At 62.5% G+C, this 20,192-nt stretch carries 24 protein-coding genes and 1 pseudogene; 6 read left to right on the top strand and 19 right to left on the bottom strand.

From position 1 onward, the window contains the following. From C1D09_RS07795 to C1D09_RS07805, 3 genes are all read right to left on the bottom strand, one after another. Positions 1-543 (bottom strand): LysE family translocator (locus C1D09_RS07795; protein ID WP_143973729.1); only part of this gene is annotated, 543 nt, incomplete at its 3' end. Continuing rightward, a complete protein-coding gene (locus C1D09_RS07800; RefSeq protein WP_143973730.1) occupies positions 540-818 on the bottom strand; it encodes a DUF4031 domain-containing protein in 279 nt (92 codons plus the stop codon). The genes C1D09_RS07800 and C1D09_RS07795, both read right to left, overlap by 4 nt. Before the next feature lie 36 nt (positions 819-854). Further along, on the bottom strand, positions 855-1,685 hold the full coding sequence (locus C1D09_RS07805; RefSeq protein WP_143973731.1) for a cell envelope integrity EipB family protein: 831 nt from the start codon (positions 1,683-1,685) through the stop codon (positions 855-857). 138 nt (positions 1,686-1,823) lie between these two features. Here C1D09_RS07805 and C1D09_RS07810 point away from each other — a divergent pair, with 138 nt between their 5' ends. The 4 genes from C1D09_RS07810 (at position 1,824) to C1D09_RS07825 (ending at position 4,838) form a co-directional block, all read left to right on the top strand. Beyond that, the gene (locus tag C1D09_RS07810) at positions 1,824-2,288 is read left to right on the top strand and encodes a RidA family protein (RefSeq protein ID WP_143973732.1); all 465 of its coding nucleotides are present in this window, start codon (positions 1,824-1,826) and stop codon (positions 2,286-2,288) included. A 13-nt stretch (positions 2,289-2,301) separates the two neighbouring features. Continuing rightward, positions 2,302-3,030 carry a glycerophosphodiester phosphodiesterase gene (locus C1D09_RS07815; RefSeq protein ID WP_143973733.1) on the top strand — a complete coding sequence of 243 codons (729 nt, stop codon included), beginning with the start codon at positions 2,302-2,304 and terminating at the stop codon, positions 3,028-3,030. A 55-nt stretch (positions 3,031-3,085) separates the two neighbouring features. After that, on the top strand, positions 3,086-4,300 hold the full coding sequence (locus C1D09_RS07820) for a GNAT family N-acetyltransferase (protein ID WP_143973734.1): 1,215 nt from the start codon (positions 3,086-3,088) through the stop codon (positions 4,298-4,300). 106 nt (positions 4,301-4,406) lie between these two features. Continuing rightward, positions 4,407-4,838, top strand: a complete 432-nt coding sequence (locus C1D09_RS07825; RefSeq protein WP_143973735.1) for an HIT family protein — start codon at positions 4,407-4,409, stop codon at positions 4,836-4,838. Positions 4,839-4,850: 12 nt separating this feature from the next. On the opposite strand, the gene C1D09_RS07830 is transcribed toward C1D09_RS07825, so the two are convergent. The 6 genes from C1D09_RS07830 to C1D09_RS07855 all read right to left on the bottom strand — a co-directional run bounded on the left by C1D09_RS07830 (position 4,851) and on the right by C1D09_RS07855 (position 10,188). Continuing rightward, on the bottom strand, positions 4,851-5,216 hold the full coding sequence (locus C1D09_RS07830) for an AzlD domain-containing protein (protein ID WP_425463405.1): 366 nt from the start codon (positions 5,214-5,216) through the stop codon (positions 4,851-4,853). Next, positions 5,198-5,878, bottom strand: coding sequence for an AzlC family ABC transporter permease (locus C1D09_RS07835; RefSeq protein WP_342780212.1), 681 nt, complete (start codon positions 5,876-5,878; stop codon positions 5,198-5,200). The genes C1D09_RS07830 and C1D09_RS07835 overlap by 19 nt, the downstream gene beginning before the upstream one ends. A gap of 188 nt (positions 5,879-6,066) precedes the next feature. Beyond that, a complete protein-coding gene (locus C1D09_RS07840; protein WP_143973737.1) occupies positions 6,067-6,696 on the bottom strand; it encodes a chloramphenicol phosphotransferase CPT family protein in 630 nt (209 codons plus the stop codon). 59 nt (positions 6,697-6,755) lie between these two features. Beyond that, on the bottom strand, positions 6,756-9,224 hold the full coding sequence (gene clpA, locus C1D09_RS07845) for an ATP-dependent Clp protease ATP-binding subunit ClpA (RefSeq protein WP_010909564.1): 2,469 nt from the start codon (positions 9,222-9,224) through the stop codon (positions 6,756-6,758). Between the two features lie 6 nt (positions 9,225-9,230). After that, on the bottom strand, positions 9,231-9,560 hold the full coding sequence (gene clpS / locus C1D09_RS07850) for an ATP-dependent Clp protease adapter ClpS (RefSeq protein ID WP_027051901.1): 330 nt from the start codon (positions 9,558-9,560) through the stop codon (positions 9,231-9,233). A 298-nt stretch (positions 9,561-9,858) separates the two neighbouring features. Beyond that, positions 9,859-10,188 (bottom strand): phasin family protein, encoded by a 330-nt coding sequence (locus tag C1D09_RS07855; protein ID WP_143973738.1) that lies wholly within the window; start codon positions 10,186-10,188, stop codon positions 9,859-9,861. A gap of 285 nt (positions 10,189-10,473) precedes the next feature. On the opposite strand from C1D09_RS07855, the gene C1D09_RS07860 reads away from it, so the two are divergent. Then, positions 10,474-11,913: a D-alanyl-D-alanine carboxypeptidase gene (locus C1D09_RS07860; RefSeq protein WP_143973739.1), complete on the top strand. Its 1,440-nt coding sequence runs from the start codon at positions 10,474-10,476 to the stop codon at positions 11,911-11,913. A gap of 45 nt (positions 11,914-11,958) precedes the next feature. Here C1D09_RS07860 and C1D09_RS07865 read toward each other — a convergent pair whose 3' ends face one another. From C1D09_RS07865 to C1D09_RS07875, 3 genes are all read right to left on the bottom strand, one after another. Then, positions 11,959-12,660, bottom strand: a complete 702-nt coding sequence (locus C1D09_RS07865; protein ID WP_143973740.1) for a DnaJ domain-containing protein — start codon at positions 12,658-12,660, stop codon at positions 11,959-11,961. 286 nt (positions 12,661-12,946) lie between these two features. Next, positions 12,947-13,384: a DUF1489 family protein gene (locus C1D09_RS07870; protein ID WP_143973741.1), complete on the bottom strand. Its 438-nt coding sequence runs from the start codon at positions 13,382-13,384 to the stop codon at positions 12,947-12,949. Positions 13,385-13,454: 70 nt separating this feature from the next. Continuing rightward, the gene (locus tag C1D09_RS07875) at positions 13,455-14,858 is read right to left on the bottom strand and encodes an L-serine ammonia-lyase (protein ID WP_143973742.1); all 1,404 of its coding nucleotides are present in this window, start codon (positions 14,856-14,858) and stop codon (positions 13,455-13,457) included. A 176-nt stretch (positions 14,859-15,034) separates the two neighbouring features. Between C1D09_RS07875 and C1D09_RS07880 the strand changes: the two genes are divergently transcribed. Next, entirely contained in the window at positions 15,035-15,754 is a 720-nt protein-coding gene (locus C1D09_RS07880) for a DUF599 domain-containing protein (protein ID WP_143973743.1), read from the top strand. Here C1D09_RS07880 and C1D09_RS07885 read toward each other — a convergent pair. The 7 genes and pseudogenes from C1D09_RS07885 to C1D09_RS07915 form a co-directional block, all read right to left on the bottom strand. Then, a complete protein-coding gene (locus tag C1D09_RS07885; RefSeq protein WP_143973744.1) occupies positions 15,727-16,524 on the bottom strand; it encodes a YdcF family protein in 798 nt (265 codons plus the stop codon). The two genes, C1D09_RS07880 and C1D09_RS07885, sit on opposite strands and share 28 nt — an antisense overlap. A gap of 28 nt (positions 16,525-16,552) precedes the next feature. Further along, positions 16,553-18,118 (bottom strand): amidase, encoded by a 1,566-nt coding sequence (locus tag C1D09_RS07890; protein WP_143973745.1) that lies wholly within the window; start codon positions 18,116-18,118, stop codon positions 16,553-16,555. Then, positions 18,118-18,573, bottom strand: a complete 456-nt coding sequence (locus C1D09_RS07895; protein WP_143973746.1) for a GNAT family N-acetyltransferase — start codon at positions 18,571-18,573, stop codon at positions 18,118-18,120. The genes C1D09_RS07890 and C1D09_RS07895 overlap by 1 nt, the downstream gene beginning before the upstream one ends. 7 nt (positions 18,574-18,580) lie before the next feature. After that, positions 18,581-18,868, bottom strand: a complete 288-nt coding sequence (gene gatC, locus C1D09_RS07900) for an Asp-tRNA(Asn)/Glu-tRNA(Gln) amidotransferase subunit GatC (RefSeq protein ID WP_027044576.1) — start codon at positions 18,866-18,868, stop codon at positions 18,581-18,583. Positions 18,869-18,950: 82 nt separating this feature from the next. Next, a complete protein-coding gene (locus tag C1D09_RS07905) occupies positions 18,951-19,568 on the bottom strand; it encodes a hypothetical protein (RefSeq protein WP_143973747.1) in 618 nt (205 codons plus the stop codon). Then, entirely contained in the window at positions 19,565-19,981 is a 417-nt protein-coding gene (locus C1D09_RS07910) for a hypothetical protein (RefSeq protein ID WP_143973748.1), read from the bottom strand. Before C1D09_RS07910 ends, C1D09_RS07905 begins: the two co-directional genes overlap by 4 nt. Positions 19,982-20,005: 24 nt before the next feature. Beyond that, positions 20,006-20,192 (bottom strand): annotated as a pseudogene (locus tag C1D09_RS07915) (metal-dependent hydrolase); the annotation flags it as partial.

Raw genomic sequence — 20,192 nt, forward strand, 5'->3', positions numbered from 1 at the left:
ACGCTTCGGTGTCGTGAACCAGCCCGAAGCCCGGCCGGCAAGCGCCGCATAGACACCCATGGTCAGGATATTGACGCTGATGACGGTGGCCACCACCAGCAGGCCATCGACAAATGTCAGCGTGTCGAGGTTGAGGATAAGCGGCATGATCGAGGCGTGGAACAGAATCGCCTTGGGGTTGCCGAGCGCAATGGACGCGCCGAGGAAGAAGGACCGGGACAATGCCGCCTCCGCCGTCCGCGGCTCATTCGATTGCGCTGCCGAGGCGCGCCACATCCTGATGCCGAGAAAGATCAGATAGGCGGCGCCAGCATATTTCAGCAGGAGAAAGATCCATTCGAAGGTCTGCGCCAGCGCCACCAGCCCGAGCAGCGCCAGGGTGACCAGCACGGCATCGCCGGCGGCGACCCCGACGCCGGCCATGAAGGCACGCAGGAAGCCGCGCGACACACCATTGGTGATGACCGTGAACATCGCGGGTCCAGGCGTGGCGGCGGCGAGTGTGACGGCGGCGCAATAGGCGAGAAAGGCTGTTGGTGTCATCGCTTGGCCTTTCCATTGGGCACCCGCACCCGCCGGAAGATCGCGACGATCTCCTCGCGGCTGCATTCGATGGCGCCGAGCCGCACCGCGCGGTCGCGCTCGAAGCCGGTTATGTCATAATGCGGAGCCGATGTCTTGGGCGGCCCCTGGTAGGATGAGCGCTTGACGCCAAGCACGGCGGCGAAACGATGGAGTTCGTCGGTATCGTCAGCCATCAGGTGGCACCAGCGATGGCCGGCCCATTTCCAGATCGCCGCGTCGACGTAGACCGCCATCAAGCCCGCCTGGGCCAGTTCAATTGCGCAATCCCGCTATTTCGAGACCGGGCAAGGTTTGGTCTGGTCGAACAGCGACAGGTTGACAAGCTTGCCGGTCATCGAGAAGTCGCCATAGTCCATGGTGAGATCGCGGGTGATGCCGTTCTCGTGCAGCTTGAAGCTGATCCGGTATTCCGGCACTTCTTCGCCGTTCTTGGCGCTGTCATCGAAATAGGCGATATCGACCGGCCAGTATTTGTCGGTGGCGAGCTTGGCGAGCGCCGGAGCCTCCGGATCGGCCTTGTCGGCTTCGGTCTTCTTGCCGACGACGATGGTGGTCGCCATCACCTTGTTGGCGTCCTCCGACCCGTCGAACAGGTTGGTCTGGTAGAAATTCTCGCCTTTTTCGGCTTTGCCGATCAGTTCGACCAGATGCTGGGTCGGAAACTGGGTGGCGGCGAGTTCCAGACTGCTCTTCTCGGGCTTGTCGATATCGACCTTGAGCCCCTTCTGGTCTTTCGTGGCGATACCCTTGACCTCCTTGTCGAGGTTCTGGTCGACAAAGGATTTGGTCACGAATGAGAACGTCTTGCCTTCGGCATCCTCGAAAGTCGTCGTCTGCTGGTCGGTCAATCGCGTATTGTCGTTGGTGACGATCTGGGTGACGAAACGGAATTTCACCGTATAGCCTTCGCAGGCCGAACCGTTGAATTCGTAGACCATACGACCGGATATGCCTGTTATGCCCGAGCGGTCTGAGGCCTTCTTGAGGGTAAGGTCATACACGGCGCGATGCGCCTGCAGCGCCGGGACGGCGAAGGCGGGGACTATCGGGAACACCGCCGACAACAGAACGGCATGGAATGCAAGGCGCGTTGCGCGCATGAGGTACTCCGATCGTCGCGGCTGATGGCAGGCCGCAGGGAAAGATGGTCCAGCTTAAAAAAAGTCATGGCGGAAGCGAGGCAAAAATAGCAATTTCGGCCCCGCCGGCGCGGCGTCTTCCAGCAATAGGGAAAAGCAATGAGTGAAACAATCGAAAAGCGGCTAAGCGAACTCGGCGTGACGCTTCCTGTCGCCGCCGCACCTGCCGCCAACTACGTTCCCTATTGCAGGTCGGGCAATCTGCTGTTCACCGCCGGGCAATTGCCGCTCAAGGACGGCAAGCTGCAGGCCAGCGGCCTGCTCGGCCGCGACGTCGACACGGCAAGCGGCAAGGACGCGGCGAAATACTGCGCGATCAACCTTCTGGCGCAGGCCAAGGCCGCGCTCGGCGACCTGGAGAAGATCAGCCGGCTGGTGAAGATCACCGTCTTCGTTGCCTCTGCCCCCGACTTTGTCGAGCAGCATCTGGTTGCCAACGGCGCTTCGGATTTCCTGGTCGCCGCCCTTGGCGAGCGCGGCAAACACGCCCGCTCCGCCGTCGGCACAGCCTCCCTGCCGCTTAATGCCGCGGTGGAAATCGAAGCCATCTTCGAAGTCGAATGAACGAAGGCCTGACATGACCGACATATCCTGGCTGACTGCCCGGCCCGTTGCCCATCGCGGCTTCCACGACATGAACAAGACGCGTTGGGAAAATACGCTGTCCGCCTTCACTGCCGCGGCCGATCGGGGCTACGCCATCGAATGCGACGTGCATCTGTCTTCAGATGGCGTTCCCATCATCATCCATGATGACGACCTGAAAAGGCTGACCGGAGAGGACGGTTTCGTGTGGCAGCGCGGCGCGGCCGAGCTGACCGCGCTCAAGGTTGGCGGCACATCCGACCGCTTGCCGACGCTGCAGGAAGCGCTCGATCTCGTCGATGGCCGCGTGCCCATGGTCGTCGAGCTGAAAGGGGTTCCCGGCCGCGATGAAGGCCTGGTGGCGTGTGTCGGCAAGATGCTCAGGCGCTACAAGGGCAAGGCGGCGATCATGTCGTTCGATCACTGGCTGATCCGTGATTTCCCGAAACATGCAGCCGGCATACCCGCTGGGTTGACCGCCTATGGCAAGGACCTCAAGCTGATCGAGGCGCATTTTTCCATGCTGGCGCATGAGCTATCCTTCACCTCCTACGCCGCCGGCGACCTGCCGAACCCGTTCGTCGCCTTCGTGCGTGAAAAGCTCAAAATGCCTGTCATCACCTGGACGGTGCATGACCAGCCCGCGATCGACCTGACCTTCAGATATGCCGACCAGATGACGTTCGAAGGGTTCGAACCCGAGCTGGTCAATGTGGCTTGAGCGGGGTGTCTGAAACGTGACTTGTAGCGGCCCGGATGGAGCTTAAATAAGCCTCATGGATCAGGGCGACGATGGCGACGGGCAAACTGCGAATGCGGACTATTCGATCCGTATCGCGTCAGGCATCGGCGCCTTCACCTGCGAGGAGTGGAACGGCTTTGCCGGCACCACGCGCGACGATGCGGAAAGTGGTTATAACCCTCTCGTTTCATTCGCCTTTTTAAGCGCGCTGGAAGATTCCGGCTGCGCCGTGCGACGCACCGGCTGGCAGGGGCATCATTTGCGGCTGGAGACCGCGCAAGGCGGGCTGCTGGGCGCCGTCCCCTGCTATCTCAAATCGCACAGCCAGGGCGAATATGTGTTCGACCACGGCTGGTCTGACGCCTTCGAGCGCGCCGGCGGTCGCTATTATCCGAAACTGCAATGCGCCGTGCCGTTCACACCGGTAACCGGCCCTCGCCTGCTTGTCGGCAAGGGCGAGGATCCGGATGCGGTGAAGGCGGGGCTTGCCGCCGGCCTTAAAATGGTAACCGACAAGCTCGGCCTGTCCTCGGCGCACGTCACCTTCGCGCAGGAGAGCGATGTCGCAACGCTCGAGGCCGCCGGTTTCCTGCACCGCACCGACCAGCAATTCCATTTCTTCAACGAAGGCTTTTCGACTTATGACGATTTTCTCGCCACGCTCGCCTCGCGCAAGCGCAAGGCGATGAAGAAGGAACGGCGCGAAGCACTTGCCGACGGCATCACCATCGACTGGCTGACCGGCAAGGACCTGACCGAAAAGGCCTGGGACGACTTCTTCGCCTTCTACATGGATACCGGCAGCCGCAAATGGGGCCGCCCCTACCTGAACCGCCAGTTCTTCTCGCTGATCGGCGAACGCATGGCCGACGATATCCTGCTGGTGATGGCCCGGCGAAACGGGCGCTACGTGGCCGGCGCCATCAATTTCATCGGCTCGGACGCGCTCTACGGCCGCAACTGGGGTTGCATCGAGGATCACCCCTTCCTGCATTTCGAGGTCTGCTACCACCAGGCCATCGACTTCGCCATCGAACGCAAGTTGAAGGTGGTCGAGGCCGGCGCGCAGGGAGAGCACAAGCTGGCGCGCGGCTACCGGCCGGTGACGATGCATTCCGCCCACTACATTTCGCACCCCGGCCTGCGCAATGCGGTGGCCGACTACCTCCAGCGCGAGCGGCGCGAAGTGGAGCGGATGGGTGAATATCTCGAAGAACACACGCCGTTTCGCAAGGATCTCGAGGAGTAGCAGGCCTTCTGCCGTGGCGGTCTCTCCTGATCGCCCGTGCCATCGTCTTGCCGCTCCGGGACAGCTTCGCTACACGGGACGCGAGGCAAAATCCGGAGCGTTCGCCATGGTTGAAACCGCCTATGAGACCAACAACATCTTCGCCAAGATCCTGCGTGGAGAAATTCCCTCGCACCGGGTCTACGAAGACGACGCCGTCGTCGCCTTCATGGATGTGATGCCGCAAGGACCCGGCCATACGCTGGTTGTGCCGAAAGCGCCGTCGCGCAATCTGCTCGATGCCGACCCGTCGACCTTCGGCCCGCTTTTCACCGTGGTCCAGAAAGTGGCGCTGGCAGTCAAGAAGGCGCTCGATGCGGACGGCGTCACCATCCTGCAATTCAACGAGCCCGCCTCCGGCCAGACCGTCTACCACCTGCATGTCCATGTCATCCCGCGCTTCGACGACATCCCGTTGAAGCCGCATAGCGGTGAGATGGAGAAACCCGAAGTGCTGGCCGGGAACGCCGAAAAGATCCGAGCGGCTCTGGCGGCCTGACGCGATGAGCAATCAAAAGTTCAGGTAAAGTCCGGCCAGCAGCAGAAGCTCGGCCGTGGCAATGCCGACGACCATGCGCTTTCCCGACGCCAGATAGGCGACGAAGCCCAGGGCCACCGCCACTATCCGCAAGGCAAGCGGCGTATGCGCAAGCGCACCGCCTGGAAAGACAATCAAATTGCCGATGACGGCGGCGACAAGCGCGGTCGCCATGGTGCGAACCAGCACCAACAGATCTGAATCTTCAGAAAGCTTCCCGCCGAGATAGACACCCAGGAAGCGCCATACATCGGTTGCGGCGAAACCGGCAAGGAGAATGAACAGGTATGGCCACCACCAGGCACCGTTGGAAAGATAACTCATGCCTTGCGCCGCCATAGGTGCCAGCCATAGGCGACCATGCCACCGACAAGTCCGGCGGCCAGCAAGTCGATCCGCGGCAGCAAGATGTGGAAGAGCGGCCCGAGGACGAGGCCCAGGACCATTGCCACATGCCCTACCCGTTCGCGTGCGGAACCCCACAACGAAGTCAGGAAATACATCGGCGTCAACATCAGCAACGCCGCTGAAACCGCGGACGGCAGCGCATCCGCCACCGCATAGACGACCGTCACGACGATGATGTTCGTGGTCACCAGCGTGCCGCCAACGCCGGCATAATATGTCGTACGCATGCTAGGCGGGACGCGCTTCAGGCGCTCCATGGCCAGCACCCAGGACGTTACAGCCACAAAATGCGAGAGGAGATAGAGCACATGCTGCCGGGTCTTCCCGGTGCGCATCTCGGGTACCAGCGCCATCACCATCGGCATCAGACGTATGGCCGACAATGTGACGGCGAACATGGCCGCAGGCAGTGCCGTCCCCGATGCGACCGCGCCCACCAGCACGACCATCGATGGCAGCGCCCACACCGTCCCGGTCATGAAAGCGGCCTGTGTCGCTGTGACCCCGGCGTCTTTCGCCAGGGCGGCGAAGCCAACGAACGAACTGATAAGGATCAGGCCAGGGAGGGAAAAGGCTGCTCCGGCGCCACTCAGGAACCAGGTGGAACGAGGCGCTGTGGAGTCCGGGGGCCAAGTCGACATGTGCCGGCCATAGCATGCGCGGCCAGGGGATGCGACCGCGCCGAAAGCCGCGTACGGTCTTTCCATTGATCCAGGTCGGCCTCTTCCGGTTTGGTCGAAGATGCGACAAGCAAGTTAGCGCGGCGCTGGAGAACTGACCTCTACTGTCCGCCAATCGCCAATTGCGCCAAGGTCTGGAACGCCGATGGCTGCGGTGCGCCGGTGAGATGCTGCTGGATTGCTCCGGCGCAGTGCTGCGGGCTCAACAGCGACGTATCGACTTCCAGGTCGTAGATGCCGGGTTTGTGCACTTCTTCCTGCCACAGGCGGACGGGCGAAGGCACGGGATCACCAGGCGAGGCGATGACGTAGGCCCTGCCCGGCTCGCTGGCTGCGCGCCGTTCCATGATAACCTCGATCGGGCAGTGAACGCCAACAAACCGGACCGGCAGGCCGGCAAGCCGTCGCGCGCAGTCCGCCAGTATACCGAGCGGTTTCGAGTAAGCGTCGTGGTGGCCGACATCCACCACGACATTGAGCTCTAGCCTGCTATGAGCCGCGATCGACTCGTAGAGCGCGGCATACAAATGCGGCACGAACATTTCGAGATCGGGCCGTTCGCCGCCAGGACGCAACCCTATTCCCGGGCGAAGTCGCGGCGGCGTAATCAGCTCATAGCTGTCGACGCCCAGATTCATCCAGGCGCCATCGAAGCTTTCCTGAATGGCTCGGGCAATGCTCGATTTTCCTGACCGCGGCGCGCCGTTGAGGATGATGATCTGACCGGCCATGGGCCACCTCCCAATGAAAAAAGCCCCGTTTCCGGGGCTCTTCTCGACTTTCGACAGGCTCAGCCCTTGCGGGGCAGTTGCGGGACCAGACTGCGCTTGCCGCCATCCTTGCCCTTGGGCTCCGGCTTCTGCGCCACGACCTTCTTGGCGGCTGGCTTCTTGGCCACGGCCTTGGGCGGCTTCGGCGCGTCTTCCGGCTCTTCCTTCTTCGGCTTCACAGGCGCCTCGTCGGCCAGCGATTCGAGCTTCAGGCCGGTCTCGCCGGTTTCCTTCTTCTCGACGGTGACGCGCACCGTGCCGCCCTTCTTGAGCTTGCCGAACAGCACCTCATCGGCCAGCGGCTTCTTGATGTGCTCCTGGATCACACGGCCGAGCGGCCGCGCGCCCATGCGCTCGTCATAGCCCTTGTCGGCCAGCCAGGCGATCGCATCCGGCGACAGGTCGAAGGTGACACCACGCTCGGAGAGTTGCGCCTCGAGCTGCATGACGAACTTCTGCACCACCTGATGGATGACCGGCACCGGCAGCGAACCGAACGGGATGATCGCATCGAGACGGTTGCGGAACTCCGGCGTGAACAGCCGATTGATCGCCTCGACATCGTCGCCTTCGCGCTTGGTCGATCCGAAACCGATCGCCGCGCGCTGGGCATCGGACGCTCCCGCATTGGTGGTCATGATCAGGATGACATTGCGGAAGTCGATCTGCTTGCCGTTGTGGTCGGTCAGCTTGCCGTGGTCCATGACCTGCAACAGGATGTTGAACAGGTCCGGATGCGCCTTCTCGACCTCGTCGAGCAACAGCACGCAGTGCGGATGCTGGTCGACGCCGTCGGTGAGCAAGCCACCCTGGTCGAAACCGACATAGCCGGGAGGCGCGCCGATCAACCGCGAAACGGTGTGGCGTTCCATGTATTCCGACATGTCGAAGCGGATCAGTTCGACGCCGAGCGAGGCGGCGAGTTGCTTGGCCACTTCCGTCTTGCCGACGCCGGTCGGACCCGAGAACAGATACGAGCCGATCGGCTTCTCTGGTTCGCGCAGGCCGGCGCGGGCCAGCTTGATCGCCGAGGTCAACGCCGTGATGGCGGTGTCCTGACCATAGACGACGCGCTTCAGCTCGATGTCGAGGCCCTGCAGCACCTTCTCGTCATCGGCCGAAACCGTCTTCGGCGGGATGCGCGCCATGGTGGCGATCGTTGCTTCGATCTCCTTGATGCCGATGGTCTTCTTGCGCTTGGCTTCCGGCACCAGCATCTGCGAGGCTCCGGTCTCGTCGATCACGTCGATCGCCTTGTCCGGCAGCTTGCGGTCGTTGATGTAGCGCGCCGACAGCTCGACCGAGGCCTTGATCGCTTCGCTCGTGTAGCGGACCTTGTGGAACTCCTCGAAATAGGGCTTCAGGCCCTTCATGATCTCGATGGCGTCCTCGATGGTCGGTTCGTTGACGTCGATCTTCTGGAAGCGCCGCACCAGAGCGCGGTCCTTCTCGAAGAACTGGCGGAATTCCTTGTAGGTGGTCGAGCCGATGCAGCGGATCGCACCCGACGACAGAGCCGGCTTCAACAGGTTCGACGCGTCCATGGCGCCGCCCGAGGTGGCCCCTGCCCCGATCACCGTATGGATCTCGTCGATGAACAGCACCGCGCCCGGATAATCCTCGAGTTCCTTGACGACCTGCTTCAGCCGTTCCTCGAAATCGCCGCGGTAGCGCGTGCCGGCCAGCAGCGTGCCCATGTCGAGCGCAAAGATGGTGGCGTTATGCAGCACTTCGGGAACGTCGCCCTCGACGATGCGCTTGGCCAGGCCCTCGGCGATCGCCGTCTTGCCGACGCCTGGATCACCGACATAGAGCGGGTTGTTCTTGGAGCGGCGGCACAGCACCTGGATGGTGCGGTTGATTTCCGACTCGCGGCCGATCAGCGGGTCGATCTTGCCGGCCTTGGCCTTGTTGTTGAGGTTGACGCAATAAGCCGTCAGCGCGTCCTGCTGCTGCTTCTTCTTGCCGCCTTCCTCCTGCGGCTCGGCGCCGTTCTGGCCGCCCTGCTCGTCATCAGCGCCGCGCGGCGAGCGCGTCTCCGACGCGCCCGGACGCTTGGCGATGCCGTGCGAGATGTAGTTGACCGCGTCGTAGCGCGTCATCTGCTGTTCCTGCAGGAAATAGGCGGCATGGCTTTCGCGCTCGGCGAAGATGGCGACGAGCACGTTGGCGCCCGACACTTCCTCGCGGCCCGACGACTGCACATGGATCACCGCGCGCTGGATGACGCGCTGGAAACCGGCGGTCGGCTTGGAATCCTCGTCGTAGCCGGTGACGAGATTGTCGAGCTCGGTGTCGATATAGGTCAGAACAGTATGCTTCAGCTCGTCGAGATCGACGTTGCAGGCGCGCATGACGGCGGCCGCCTCGGTGTCGTCGATCAGCGCGAGCAGCAGATGTTCAAGGGTTGCGTATTCATGGTGCCGCTCATTGGCGAGCGTCAGCGCCTGGTGAAGCGCCTTTTCCAGGCCTTGGGAGAAAGCCGGCATGTTACCTCACTTCTTCTCCATCACGCATTGCAGCGGATGCTGATTCTGTCGGGCGAAATCCATGACCTGAGACACTTTGGTCTCGGCCACCTCGAATGTATAGACCCCGCACTCGCCCACTCCATGATTGTGAACATGAAGCATGATGCGTGTGGCGGCTTCGCGGTCCTTCTGGAAAAAACGCTCCAGCACGTGAACCACGAACTCCATGGGAGTGTAGTCGTCGTTGAGGATGAGGACCCGGTAAAGGCTGGGCTTCTTGGTCTTGGTTTTGGTGCGCGTGATGACGGCCGTCCCACGGCCGGCCTCATTGCCGTCGCCGCTGCCGTTTTGCATCCGCGCCACTTGTCTCATGGCAGTCAAACCGATCGTCACGTAATCCTGCCTCTTTCGAATCCCCATGCGAGTTCGACATGTAGGTGTTCGATGGACGATTTTAAGCCCTTCTGGTTAGCTGACAATATGGCTAGGTGACCAAACTTCGTGGATTTTCGCAATCGTGAGGCGCGACGCCGCCGCAAAGCCGAAATCGACATGAAAAAACCCGGCCGCGTTTCCGCGGCCGGGTTTGTCCCGGGCCAAATGGGCCGGATCAGAAACCTTCGGGGCGAAGATTAACTTCGCCCGGACGAAATTACTTCGCCTTGGCAACCATCGATTCGAACGGCTTGTAGGCTTCCTTGGCGAGTTCGGCGTAGAGATCGCCAATCTTGGTGGCCTCGGCGACGAACGCCTCGTAGGACTGCTTGGCGTATTCGGACTGGATCTCGATCGCCTTGTCCAGCGACTTGGCCGAAAAAAGCTTCTCGAAAGCGGCGCTGCCGGCCTCAAAGCTCTTCTTGGTGTACTCGCCGGCCTCGGTGGCGATAGCCTGAGCGCCCTTGGAGAGCGACGCAAAGCTCTTCAAACCGGTGTCGGCAAATTCCTTGCCGTATTTGCTGAAGTCCTCATAGGTCTGGGTCATTTCACGATTCCCTTGACGATTGAGGCGTCCTTCTTGGGGGCGCCTTTGTGCAATGCACTAGAGTATATTGTGCGCCGCACAAAAGTCAACATTTCGCCGTCGTGCCGGGACCGGCTGCGCCGGCAATGGCTAAAAATCAAATAAAGTGCGTTTCAAGCCCGAAGAAAATGGTGAACGCGGCGGTTACCATAAACGGATTGGTAACGCTGCCCCGTTAGCTTGGCTGAAAGTGAGGCAGGACCCTTTGCCGCCTCCAACGCAACGAAGAATTCAAGGGAAATATCAGTGCGTAAGGCGTTGTTGGGCATCGTTTTCAAATCCACCTCCACCCTCAAAGCGATGATGGTCCTCGCCCTGGCGATGACGTTCGTTTGCGCTGACGTTGCCTCCTCGCTGGCAGCGCGGCCGGCGGCCATCGTGGTGGACGCCAAGACGGGCAAGGTGCTCTACTCCGCGGATGCCAACGGCAGGCGCTATCCGGCGTCGCTGACCAAGATGATGACGCTTTACCTGACCTTCGAAGCGATGGCGAAGGGCAAGATCAGCCGGAACACGCCTGTCGTGTTTTCCGCCAAGGCCTCCGCCGAGGCGCCGACGAAGCTCGGCGTGAAGCCGGGCGGTTCGGTCTCGGTCGAAACCGCGATCCTGTCGATCGTCACGAAGTCCGCGAACGACTCGGCTACCGCGCTTGGTGAAATGATCGGCGGCGATGAAGCCACTTTTGCCCGCATGATGACCGCCAAGGCTCGGCAGCTCGGCATGAACGGCACCGTCTTCCGCAACGCCAACGGCCTGCCCGACCCCGGCCAGTTCACCACGGCGCGCGACATGGCGACGCTCGGCATCGCGCTCAGGGAGCATTTTCCCCAGTACTACGGCTACTTCTCGCAGCGCTCCTTTCTCTACGGCCGCCAGCGCATCAACGGCCACAACCGTCTGCTCGGACGCATCAAGGGCGTCGACGGCATCAAGACCGGCTACACCCGCGCCTCCGGCTTCAACCTCGTCTCATCCGTGGCCGACGGCAATCGTCGCCTCGTCGCCGTTGTCATGGGCGGCACGTCGGGCGGCAGCCGCGACAACCAGATGGCATCGTTGATCAACACCTACCTGCCGAGGGCCTCGACCCGCGGTGGTGGCGACCTGGTCGCCAAGGCCGACAGCAGCAACCCGATCAAGGCCCTTGCCAAGGTTCTGCTGCCCAAGCACGACGCGCCGACCCCCGACGAAAAGCCGGTCGCGGTGGCCAGCGCCGATGACGCTGTTGCCGACGACGCCACGGCTGCCGAGGACGACAATGCCGACAGCAATGCCGAGGCCGAAGCGCCCACGCTGGTTGCCCCGGCCAAGAAGGTGAAGACGGTCATCGTCTCCGCCCCCAAGGTCGCCACCGCACAGGTCGTGGCCGCCTATGCCGAGCCGACGCAGGCTGCCGAGCCGACGTCAACCGTCGATCCGGTCAACACCGCTTCGGTGCCGTCGGGCTGGGCCATCCAGGTCGCCTCTTCGCCGAAGCAATCGGAAGCCCAGGCCTTCCTCGACAAGACCAGCAAGCAGGCGCCGAAGGCGCTGGCGGACGCTTCCGGCTTCACCGTCGCCTTCGACAAGGACGGCGTCACCTACTACCGCGCCCGTTTCGGCGGCTTTGGGTCGAAGGACGCCGCCTGGAAGGCGTGCACCGCTTTGAAGAAGAAGAAGATCGAGTGCTACGCCGTCCAGCAGTAGGGCGGCGTTGAAGAATCTCCCGGAAAATTTCTGCGTCGAAGGAGACTAGTTGTGATTGGAGAGCAAGACGTCCTTGGCTTCGTTGATTCGCGCCGCCAGGAAAGACGTGCCGCCGATATCGGGGTGCAAGCGCTGCATCAGGCGGCGGTGCGCCTTGCGGACATCCGCCGCGGCGGCCCCCGCTTCAAGACCAAGGACCTTGTAGGCCTCCTCCTTAGTCATGGCGCCCGGACCTGGCGCAACACCCAGCCTTTCGTCACCGTTCGTCTCAGCGTTTTTGCGCCAGACGGGAAATCTGCCGTCAAGATACGTCTCTAGCAGCTGGCGGCTCTCCGCATCGGCGGAGAGTTCGCGGTAAAGATGCTGCAACTCCGCAAGGCCCATAGCGCCGAGCATCTTGCCGTCGTGGCGGCCGGCCAGAACCAACCCTTCGAGGCCGCCGGTATCGTGATCCAGCTCCATTTCGAGCGCTGCCGTCCGCACCGTTGAGCGTTTTCCCGGCGCCAGCCTGACATCAGACCGGTTCATGCGCGTGGCGGCATACCAGCCGATCGCCACGAACAGCATGACACCGCCGATTCCGCTTCGACCGACCACAAGCACGGCGGCGCCCACCAATGCCAGCAGGATGGGCCCGAGGGTTCTCATGCCGGTTGCCAGCCGGGCCGGATCGGCCCGCAGGAAGGCCGAGGTTATGCCCAGGAGCACCAGCAGCGATGTGACCAGACCGATAATTGCGCCTAACATTTCTCACCGCCCCGCGGATGCCCTGCCCGCCTGGACAGCCGCGTGATATCATCCAACACTCTTTCTGCGCCGGAATGATGGCTTGCACCTGGACGGGACGAGAACCGCCACGCGGAATGGCTCTCCAGCCCTTTGGCCCTTGTCGGCTTCGCCAGCCTTTCTTTGCGCATGAATTTCAAGATGTGGCGTTGTCGCGCCGCTTGCAAGTCCAGCGCGAAGCAAGATGGAGGGCCAGAAAAGCCTACGCCCAAATACGCCAAAACAGGCAACGCCTGCGCGTGACGGCCTACAGCAAGCCGAGATCGGCAAGCTCGCGCCTGAGTTTCGGCGGTATCTCGACCAGACCCGCCTTGCCTTTGCCGAGATCAGTTGGTGCATCCGACGGTTTCAAATAGCGCCAACCCTGGAAGGCCCGGCGCGGTTGCCAGTCGGTGCGCACGACTTGCGGGTCGAGCATCAGATGGCAGCGGCCGATGCCCTCGTCGTCAATGAACGGCCGAATCTCGGTGATCAGCTGCCGGCATTGCACATTGCCCTTGATCACCCAGTAAAGCGAACCGCCATCTGTGACTTCGGCGCCGCGCGTGGGCACCATGCGGGTGGTGTGCCAGTGTTCGGCCGGCTCGCCGGCCCGGCGCCGTTCGTCGAGCCGGAACTCGATCCATTCCTCGAGATCCTCGACGCTGTCGCAGCCGACGCACAGTTTTAGGAGATTGAGAGCCATTCGCTAAGGTTAGTCCGGAGCGCCGGAACGTCAACGGCCTGAGGGGCTTCTCCACAGTGCCAAGCGTTGCTCAGCACTCCACGACGTTGACAGCGAGACCGCCGAGGCTGGTTTCCTTGTACTTCTCGTTCATGTCGAGACCGGTCTGGCGCATGGTCTCGATCGCCGCGTCGAGCGGCACGAAATGGACGCCGTCGCCCTTGATCGCCAGCGACGCGGCCGTCACTGCCTTGACGGCGCCGAGCGCGTTGCGCTCGATGCACGGCACCTGGACCAGCCCGCCGACCGGATCGCAAGTCATGCCGAGATGGTGTTCGAGCGCGATTTCGGCGGCATTTTCGACTTGCTCGGGCGTGCCGCCCATGACGGCGCACAGGCCCGCCGCGGCCATCGCCGAGGCGGACCCGACCTCGCCCTGACAGCCGACCTCGGCGCCCGAGATCGACGCATTGGTCTTGATGATGCCGCCGACGGCGGCAGCCGTAAGCAGGAAGTCGCGAATGCTGGGCTGGTCGGCCTCGGGATGGAAATGCAGCCAGTAGCGCAGTACCGCCGGCAGCGTTCCGGCCGCCCCGTTGGTCGGTGCGGTGACGACGCGGCCGCCGGCGGCATTCTCCTCGTTGACCGCCATGGCGTAGATCGACAGCCAGTCATTGGCGAGGAGGGGATTTGGGCGGTTCTGCTGCCACTGTTCCTGCAGCTTGTCGTGCAACTGCCGGGCCCGACGCCGCACCTTCAACCCGCCCGGCATGATGCCGTCCTGCGACAGGCCACGGTCGATGCAGCTCTTCATAGCGCCCCAGATGGCGTCGAGGCCTGCGTCGAGCTGCTCGCGCGACATCTGCGTTTCCTCGTTGACGCGCTTCATCTCGGCGACGGAAAGCCCGCTCTTGGCCGCCATCTTCAGCATCTCGACGGCGTTCTTGAAGGGATAAGGCACTTTCTTGCCTTCGGTCGTTACCGACCCCTTGGCCTTCATGCGTTGCAGCTCTTCTTCCGACACCACGAAGCCGCCGCCGATCGAATAGTAGATTCGCTTGAGCAGCAGGCGTCCGCCGGCGTCATAGGCATAGAATGCCATGCCATTGGCGTGGCCGGTAAGCGGTGTCTTGCGGTCGAGCACCAGATCCGTGGCCGGATCGAAACGGTAGGACGGGTGACCTAGCGGTGAAACCATCTTGTCGGCGGCGATGCGGCCGATGATGCCGTCGGCCTGGTCCGGATCGACCGTTTGCGGGGTCTGGCCGGCAAGGCCGAGGATGACGGCCCGGTCGCTACCATGGCCGATGCCCGTATAGGCGAGGGAGCCATGGAGGCTGGCGCCGATTCGAGCGACCATGGCGCCAGCGGGCCGCGGCCAGTCGTCGCCCGCGACCTCGTCGAGAAACCGCCGCGCGGCCGTCATGGGCCCCATCGTGTGCGAGCTCGACGGGCCGATGCCGATCTTGAACAGGTCGAAAACCGAAAGGAACACGCTGTCTCCTGGAGTCACGTCGAGGACTCTACATATAGGAATTCCAAGGAATGTTTCCGCTCTTTTGACGGTCGTAGCGCAGCACCTGCCGACCTTGTTTGCTCCGGCAGCGACATTGCTTCCGATCGCGGGAGCCGGCATCGAAGCAACCACGCCGGATGTGATAAATTCAGCCCATGGGCGATTCCTTCTATCTTTCGATGGCTGACCTTGGGGCGCTGGCCTTCTTCCTGATTGCGTGGCTGCTGCACACGCTCGCCTCGGACGGCAAGCTGGTCAGCCGAATGTCGCTGACGACGGCGATGAATGCGCAGCGCGAAGCCTGGATGCGTACCATGGCCGAGCGCGAAATCCGTATCGTCGACACTGCCATCATGAGCGGTCTGCAGCAGGGAACCGCCTTCTTCGCCTCGAGTTCGCTGATCGCGCTCGGTGGCTGCTTTGCCTTGCTCGGCGCGTCCGACCGGGTGCTGGAAGTGCTGAGCAACCTGCCGCTCGGCGGCGCGCCATCGCGCCCGGCGTTTCAGGTCAAGGTGCTCGGGCTGGTGCTGATCCTCGCCTTCTCCTTCTTCAAATTCGGCTGGGCCTACCGGCTTTTCAACTATTGCTCGATCCTGATCGGCGCGGTGCCGATCCCGCATGGCGAAGCCTCGCACAATCCGGTCACGGAAACCGCGGTATGGCGCGCGGCGCGGATGAACATGCTGGCCGGCAAGCATTTCAACTCCGGCCTGCGCGGCGTGTTCTTCTCGATCGGCTATCTCGGCTGGTTCGTCGATCCGGTGGTGTTCGTGCTGTCGACACTTCTGCTGCTGGCCGTTCTGGTGCGGCGCCAGTTCTTCTCGGCGGCGCGGCGCGCCGTCATCGGTCAGCCGCCCGGTCCTGGGAAAGGCTGATCGATGCGACCGGAAAGCCAATAGGCGAAAAGCCCGATCCGTTCGCGCAGCGCTATGGTGGTGTTCTGCACGGAATCGATCGCATTGTCGCGAAACAAGCCGACACCTTCCTTGCCGGAGGTGTGATAGTCGACCGGCCATGGGACGGTTGGAAAACCAGCCTTGTCGAAAAGCGCCTTGGCCCGCGGCATATGGAAGGCCGAGGTCACCAGCAGCCAGGTCTCCCCCGGCTTCGGATCGACAAGTTTGCGGCTGAAGACGGCATTTTCATAGGTGTTGCGGGACTTGTCCTCGAGGACAATACGATCGGCCGATACGCCGAGCGGAACGAGCAGGCGGGACGCGGTATCTGCGTCCCCTTCGGCGTCGATGAAAAACGAGCCGTGGCCGCCTGATACAACCACCTTGGCCTGTGGGAAGCGCCGGGCGAGGATTGCGGTCTCGACCATTCGATCGCCGCTGCTGCTCAATTCATAGCCGCCACGCGCGAAATTGATGGCGCCCTCGAAGCCGCCGCCGAGCACGACGATGCCGTCAATCCTCTGCGGCAGCGGCGGGCGCGGAAAGCGCTCCTCGAGCGGGTCGAGCATCATCGCGCCAAGCGACGTCCAGGTCGAGAGCGCCAGAATGAGGAAGGCGAGTACGCTGCCGGTGACGGCCAGCCGCCGCCGGCCGATCAGCCCGGCAATCAACCCCGCCAGAAGCAGGAAGATCGTCAGGTTGAGCGGCTGGATGAAGAACCAGAAGACCTTGGAAAGAAGAAAGAACATCGCTCACCCCTTCAGATGATCGATCCCCTTACCACCACTTATCAGGCTGAAATGTGCCGGCGGCTTTCTCGATGACGGCGGCAGTCTGGAACAGCGTCTCCTCCTCGAACGGCCGGCCGATGAGCTGCAGCCCGAGCGGCAGGCCCTTGGGGTCGAGGCCGGCTGGCACGGCGATGCCCGGCAGGCCGGCCATGTTCACGGTGACCGTGAAGATGTCGTTGAGGTACATTTTCACCGGATCGGCGGCCATGTCCTCATCCGCGATGCCGAAGGCGGCGGACGGCGTCGCCGGGGTCAGGATGACATCGACGCCGGCGGCGAACACATTTTCGAAGTCGCGCTTGATCAAATTGCGCACCTTCTGCGCCTGCAGGTAGTAGGCGTCGTAATAGCCTGCCGACAGCACATAGGTGCCGATCATGATGCGGCGCTTGACCTCGCGGCCGAAACCGGCGGCGCGGGTCTTTTCATACATCTCGACAATGTCCTTGCCCGGCACGCGCAGGCCGTAGCGGACGCCGTCGTAGCGCGCCAGGTTGGACGAAGCCTCGGCGGGCGCCACGATGTAGTAGGCCGGCAGCGCGTATTTCGTATGCGGCAGGGAAATGTCGACGATCTCGGCGCCGGCATCCCTCAGCCAGGCGATGCCCTTCTGCCACAGTGCCTCGATCTCTTCCGGCATGCCGTCGACGCGATACTCCTTGGGAATGCCGACCTTCATGCCCTTGATCGGCTTGCCGATCGCTGCCTCGTAGTCCGGCACCGGCCGGTCGACGGAAGTGGTGTCCTTCGGATCGACCGAGGCCATGGATTTGAGCATGATCGCGGCGTCGCGCACGTCGCGCGCGATCGGGCCGGCCTGGTCGAGCGACGAGGCGAAGGCGACGATGCCCCAGCGCGAGCAGCGGCCATAGGTCGGCTTGATGCCGACCGTGCCGGTAAAGGCGGCCGGCTGGCGGATCGAGCCGCCTGTATCGGTCGCCGTCGCGCCGGCGCACAGAAACGCCGAGACGGCGGCCGCCGAGCCGCCGGAAGAGCCACCCGGCACCAGCTGCGCATTGTCCAGTGTGCGCTGGGTTTTCGTGCCTCCGGCCGACACGAAGCCGCCATCGCCCTGATGCGTCGTCGGCATTACCACCGTGTCGAGCCGCGAACGCCGCCACGGGTTGATGACCGGGCCATAATAGGACGTCTCGTTGGACGAGCCCATCGCGAACTCATCCATGTTGAGCTTGCCGAGCATGACCGCGCCATCCGCCCACAGATTGGCGGTAACGGTTGATTCGTAGCGTGGCTTGAAGCCATCTAGCACGTGGCTGGCTGCCTGGGTGTGGACGCCTTCGGTGCCGAACAGATCCTTGATGCCAAGCGGAATGCCTTCCAGCGCACCCCCCTCGCCCTTGACGAGCCTGGCGTCTGACGCCTTGGCCATGGCACGCGCTCGGTCGCCGGTTACCGCGACATAGGCATTGAGCGCCGGATTGGCGCGATCGATCGCCGAGAGATAGGCCTCGGTGATCTCGGTCGCGGTGATTTCCTTGCCTCGCAGCTTGGCGCGGGCCTGCGAAATCGTCAGTCTGGTCAGGTCGCTCATCAAAGGCTCTTTTCGTAAAACACCGACCACTTGGAATCGGGATAATCCAGCACCGGGCCGCAGCGCGAAAACCCGGCACGTTCGTAGACGGTCCAGGCGGCGGGATGGCGGTCGCCCGTCTCCAGCACCAGCCGCTTCAGTCCTTCCTGCCTCGCCAGCGCCTCGACCCGCTCAACGATGCTGGCGCCGATCTTCTGGCCGCGATGCGAAGGCCGCGTATACATGCGCTTGACCTCGCCAATGGCATCGCCATGGCGCTTCAACGCGCCACAACCGATGGCGATACCATTGTCACGGGCGATGAAAACGGTCGTGTCCTGGCCGGCCATCTGCTCCACCGTCATGTGATAGCAGTGCTCCGGCGGCGTCAATTCGAGCAAGGTCTCGTTGAGTTCCTTGACCAGGCCGCGCACATCGTCCTGCAACGGTGTCTCGATGGCGATCTCGATTGCCATCGGCACCCTACTCCACGACCTTCGGCACGAGGAAGAAATTCTCTTCGGTGGCCGGCGCATTGGCGACGATGTCGGCCGCCTTGTTGCCGTCGGTGACAACGTCCTGGCGCTTCTTCATCTCCATCGGCGTCACCGAGGTCATCGGCTCGACACCGGAAACATCGACCTCGTTCAGTTGCTCGACGAAACCCAGTATGGCGTTCAGTTCACCGGTCATGCGTTCAGCATCTTCTTCGCTCACCGCAATGCGGGCGAGACGCGCGACGCGCTTCACAGTCTTGACATCAACGGACATTCTGGAACCTTCGAAAAACCTGACCGCGCTATAGCCGCGCAAAGCGGCGCGTGCAACATTTTGGTGCCAGATTGGCCACACCTCACTGAAAGGCGTAGCCTGCGTGCCTGCGGCTTTGCGCAATGATGGCGTCGGCGACCGCTTTGCGGTTCTCGGGGCTGTCTTCAAGGATCATCCTCGGCGCACAAGGTTGCTGGACGACCTGAACAAACGGCCTTCCGTGACGGTCGATTGCGGCGCGCAAGCCAACGATGACGTTTTCCGGGCCGGTCCACTGCTCCGGCATGATGAATGTCGAATGGACCCAGGCCGCCTCCCAATTTTTCAATTGCGGAGAACCGAAAATGGTCTCGGTGACCTCGAACTTGATATGAGCGCTATCGGGGGAGCGTTCCGACAACAGGTCCATGACATGCTGACGGTCTTCCTCGCCCAAAGCCTCGATGAACCTGCGCCGCCGCTCCTGGATCCCCGGATCGAATACCGGTTGATAGGAGGCCACTCTGGCGCGAACGACGATCTGGGCGTTGCTGATGTAGTTCAGATCCAGATCGTGAAGATATGAGCATGCCGTTGCTGCGCCGGACAGCGCAAAAAGGCTCAACAAAGCCACCCACGCCCGCGCTGCGTTCAAACTCCAAGCCCCGTTCACATCGCCCTCCCTATAGCTCTGGGTTACGGGACGATCGTCGACGATCAAGGCATATTGACGCCCTCGCACAGATAGTAGCTGCCGCTGTTGCCCCTGGCCTCGCTTTCATCATCGATCGGCCGGACCGATACGAGATCGATCTGCGTCGGGCTGATCCGCGTCACCGACAGGACATCGGGAAAGACATAGCCCGGTTCCTGGCAGATTGCTGTCACCGCCCAGCTCGGCGAGCGTGTCGCCTTGCTGACCTGCACGAATTCGCAGTTATATTCAGCGCCTTGCAGGCCGTGCACGGAAAGCACGACGTTGCCGGCATCGATCAGCGTCTGCAGCGTGTCCTTCCTGGCCTGCGTGCAAAGCTCCTCGGACTGCAGATAGACGCCTTCGATGAAGTCATCCGCGGCGAGCGCGGGCGATGCCGCGACAAACATCGAGACACAGAGAGATCGCCCCAACACCATGGATTTGTTCCGCTTTGGCTGTTTCTAGATCGCAATCGTTTCACCGATCTTCGGCAATGCGACCTTCACACCGGATCCTTCGAGGCCGGCCTCGAATTTCTCGGACGTTTGATCGATCATCGGAAACGTGCCGAAATGGCAAGGGACGACCGTGTCGAACTTGAAGAAGCGCCGGCAGGCAAGCGCCGCCACCGCGCCACCCATGGTGAAA

Source organism: Mesorhizobium intechi, from assembly GCF_002879535.1.
In the GTDB taxonomy this organism is placed as follows: domain Bacteria; phylum Pseudomonadota; class Alphaproteobacteria; order Rhizobiales; family Rhizobiaceae; genus Mesorhizobium; species Mesorhizobium intechi.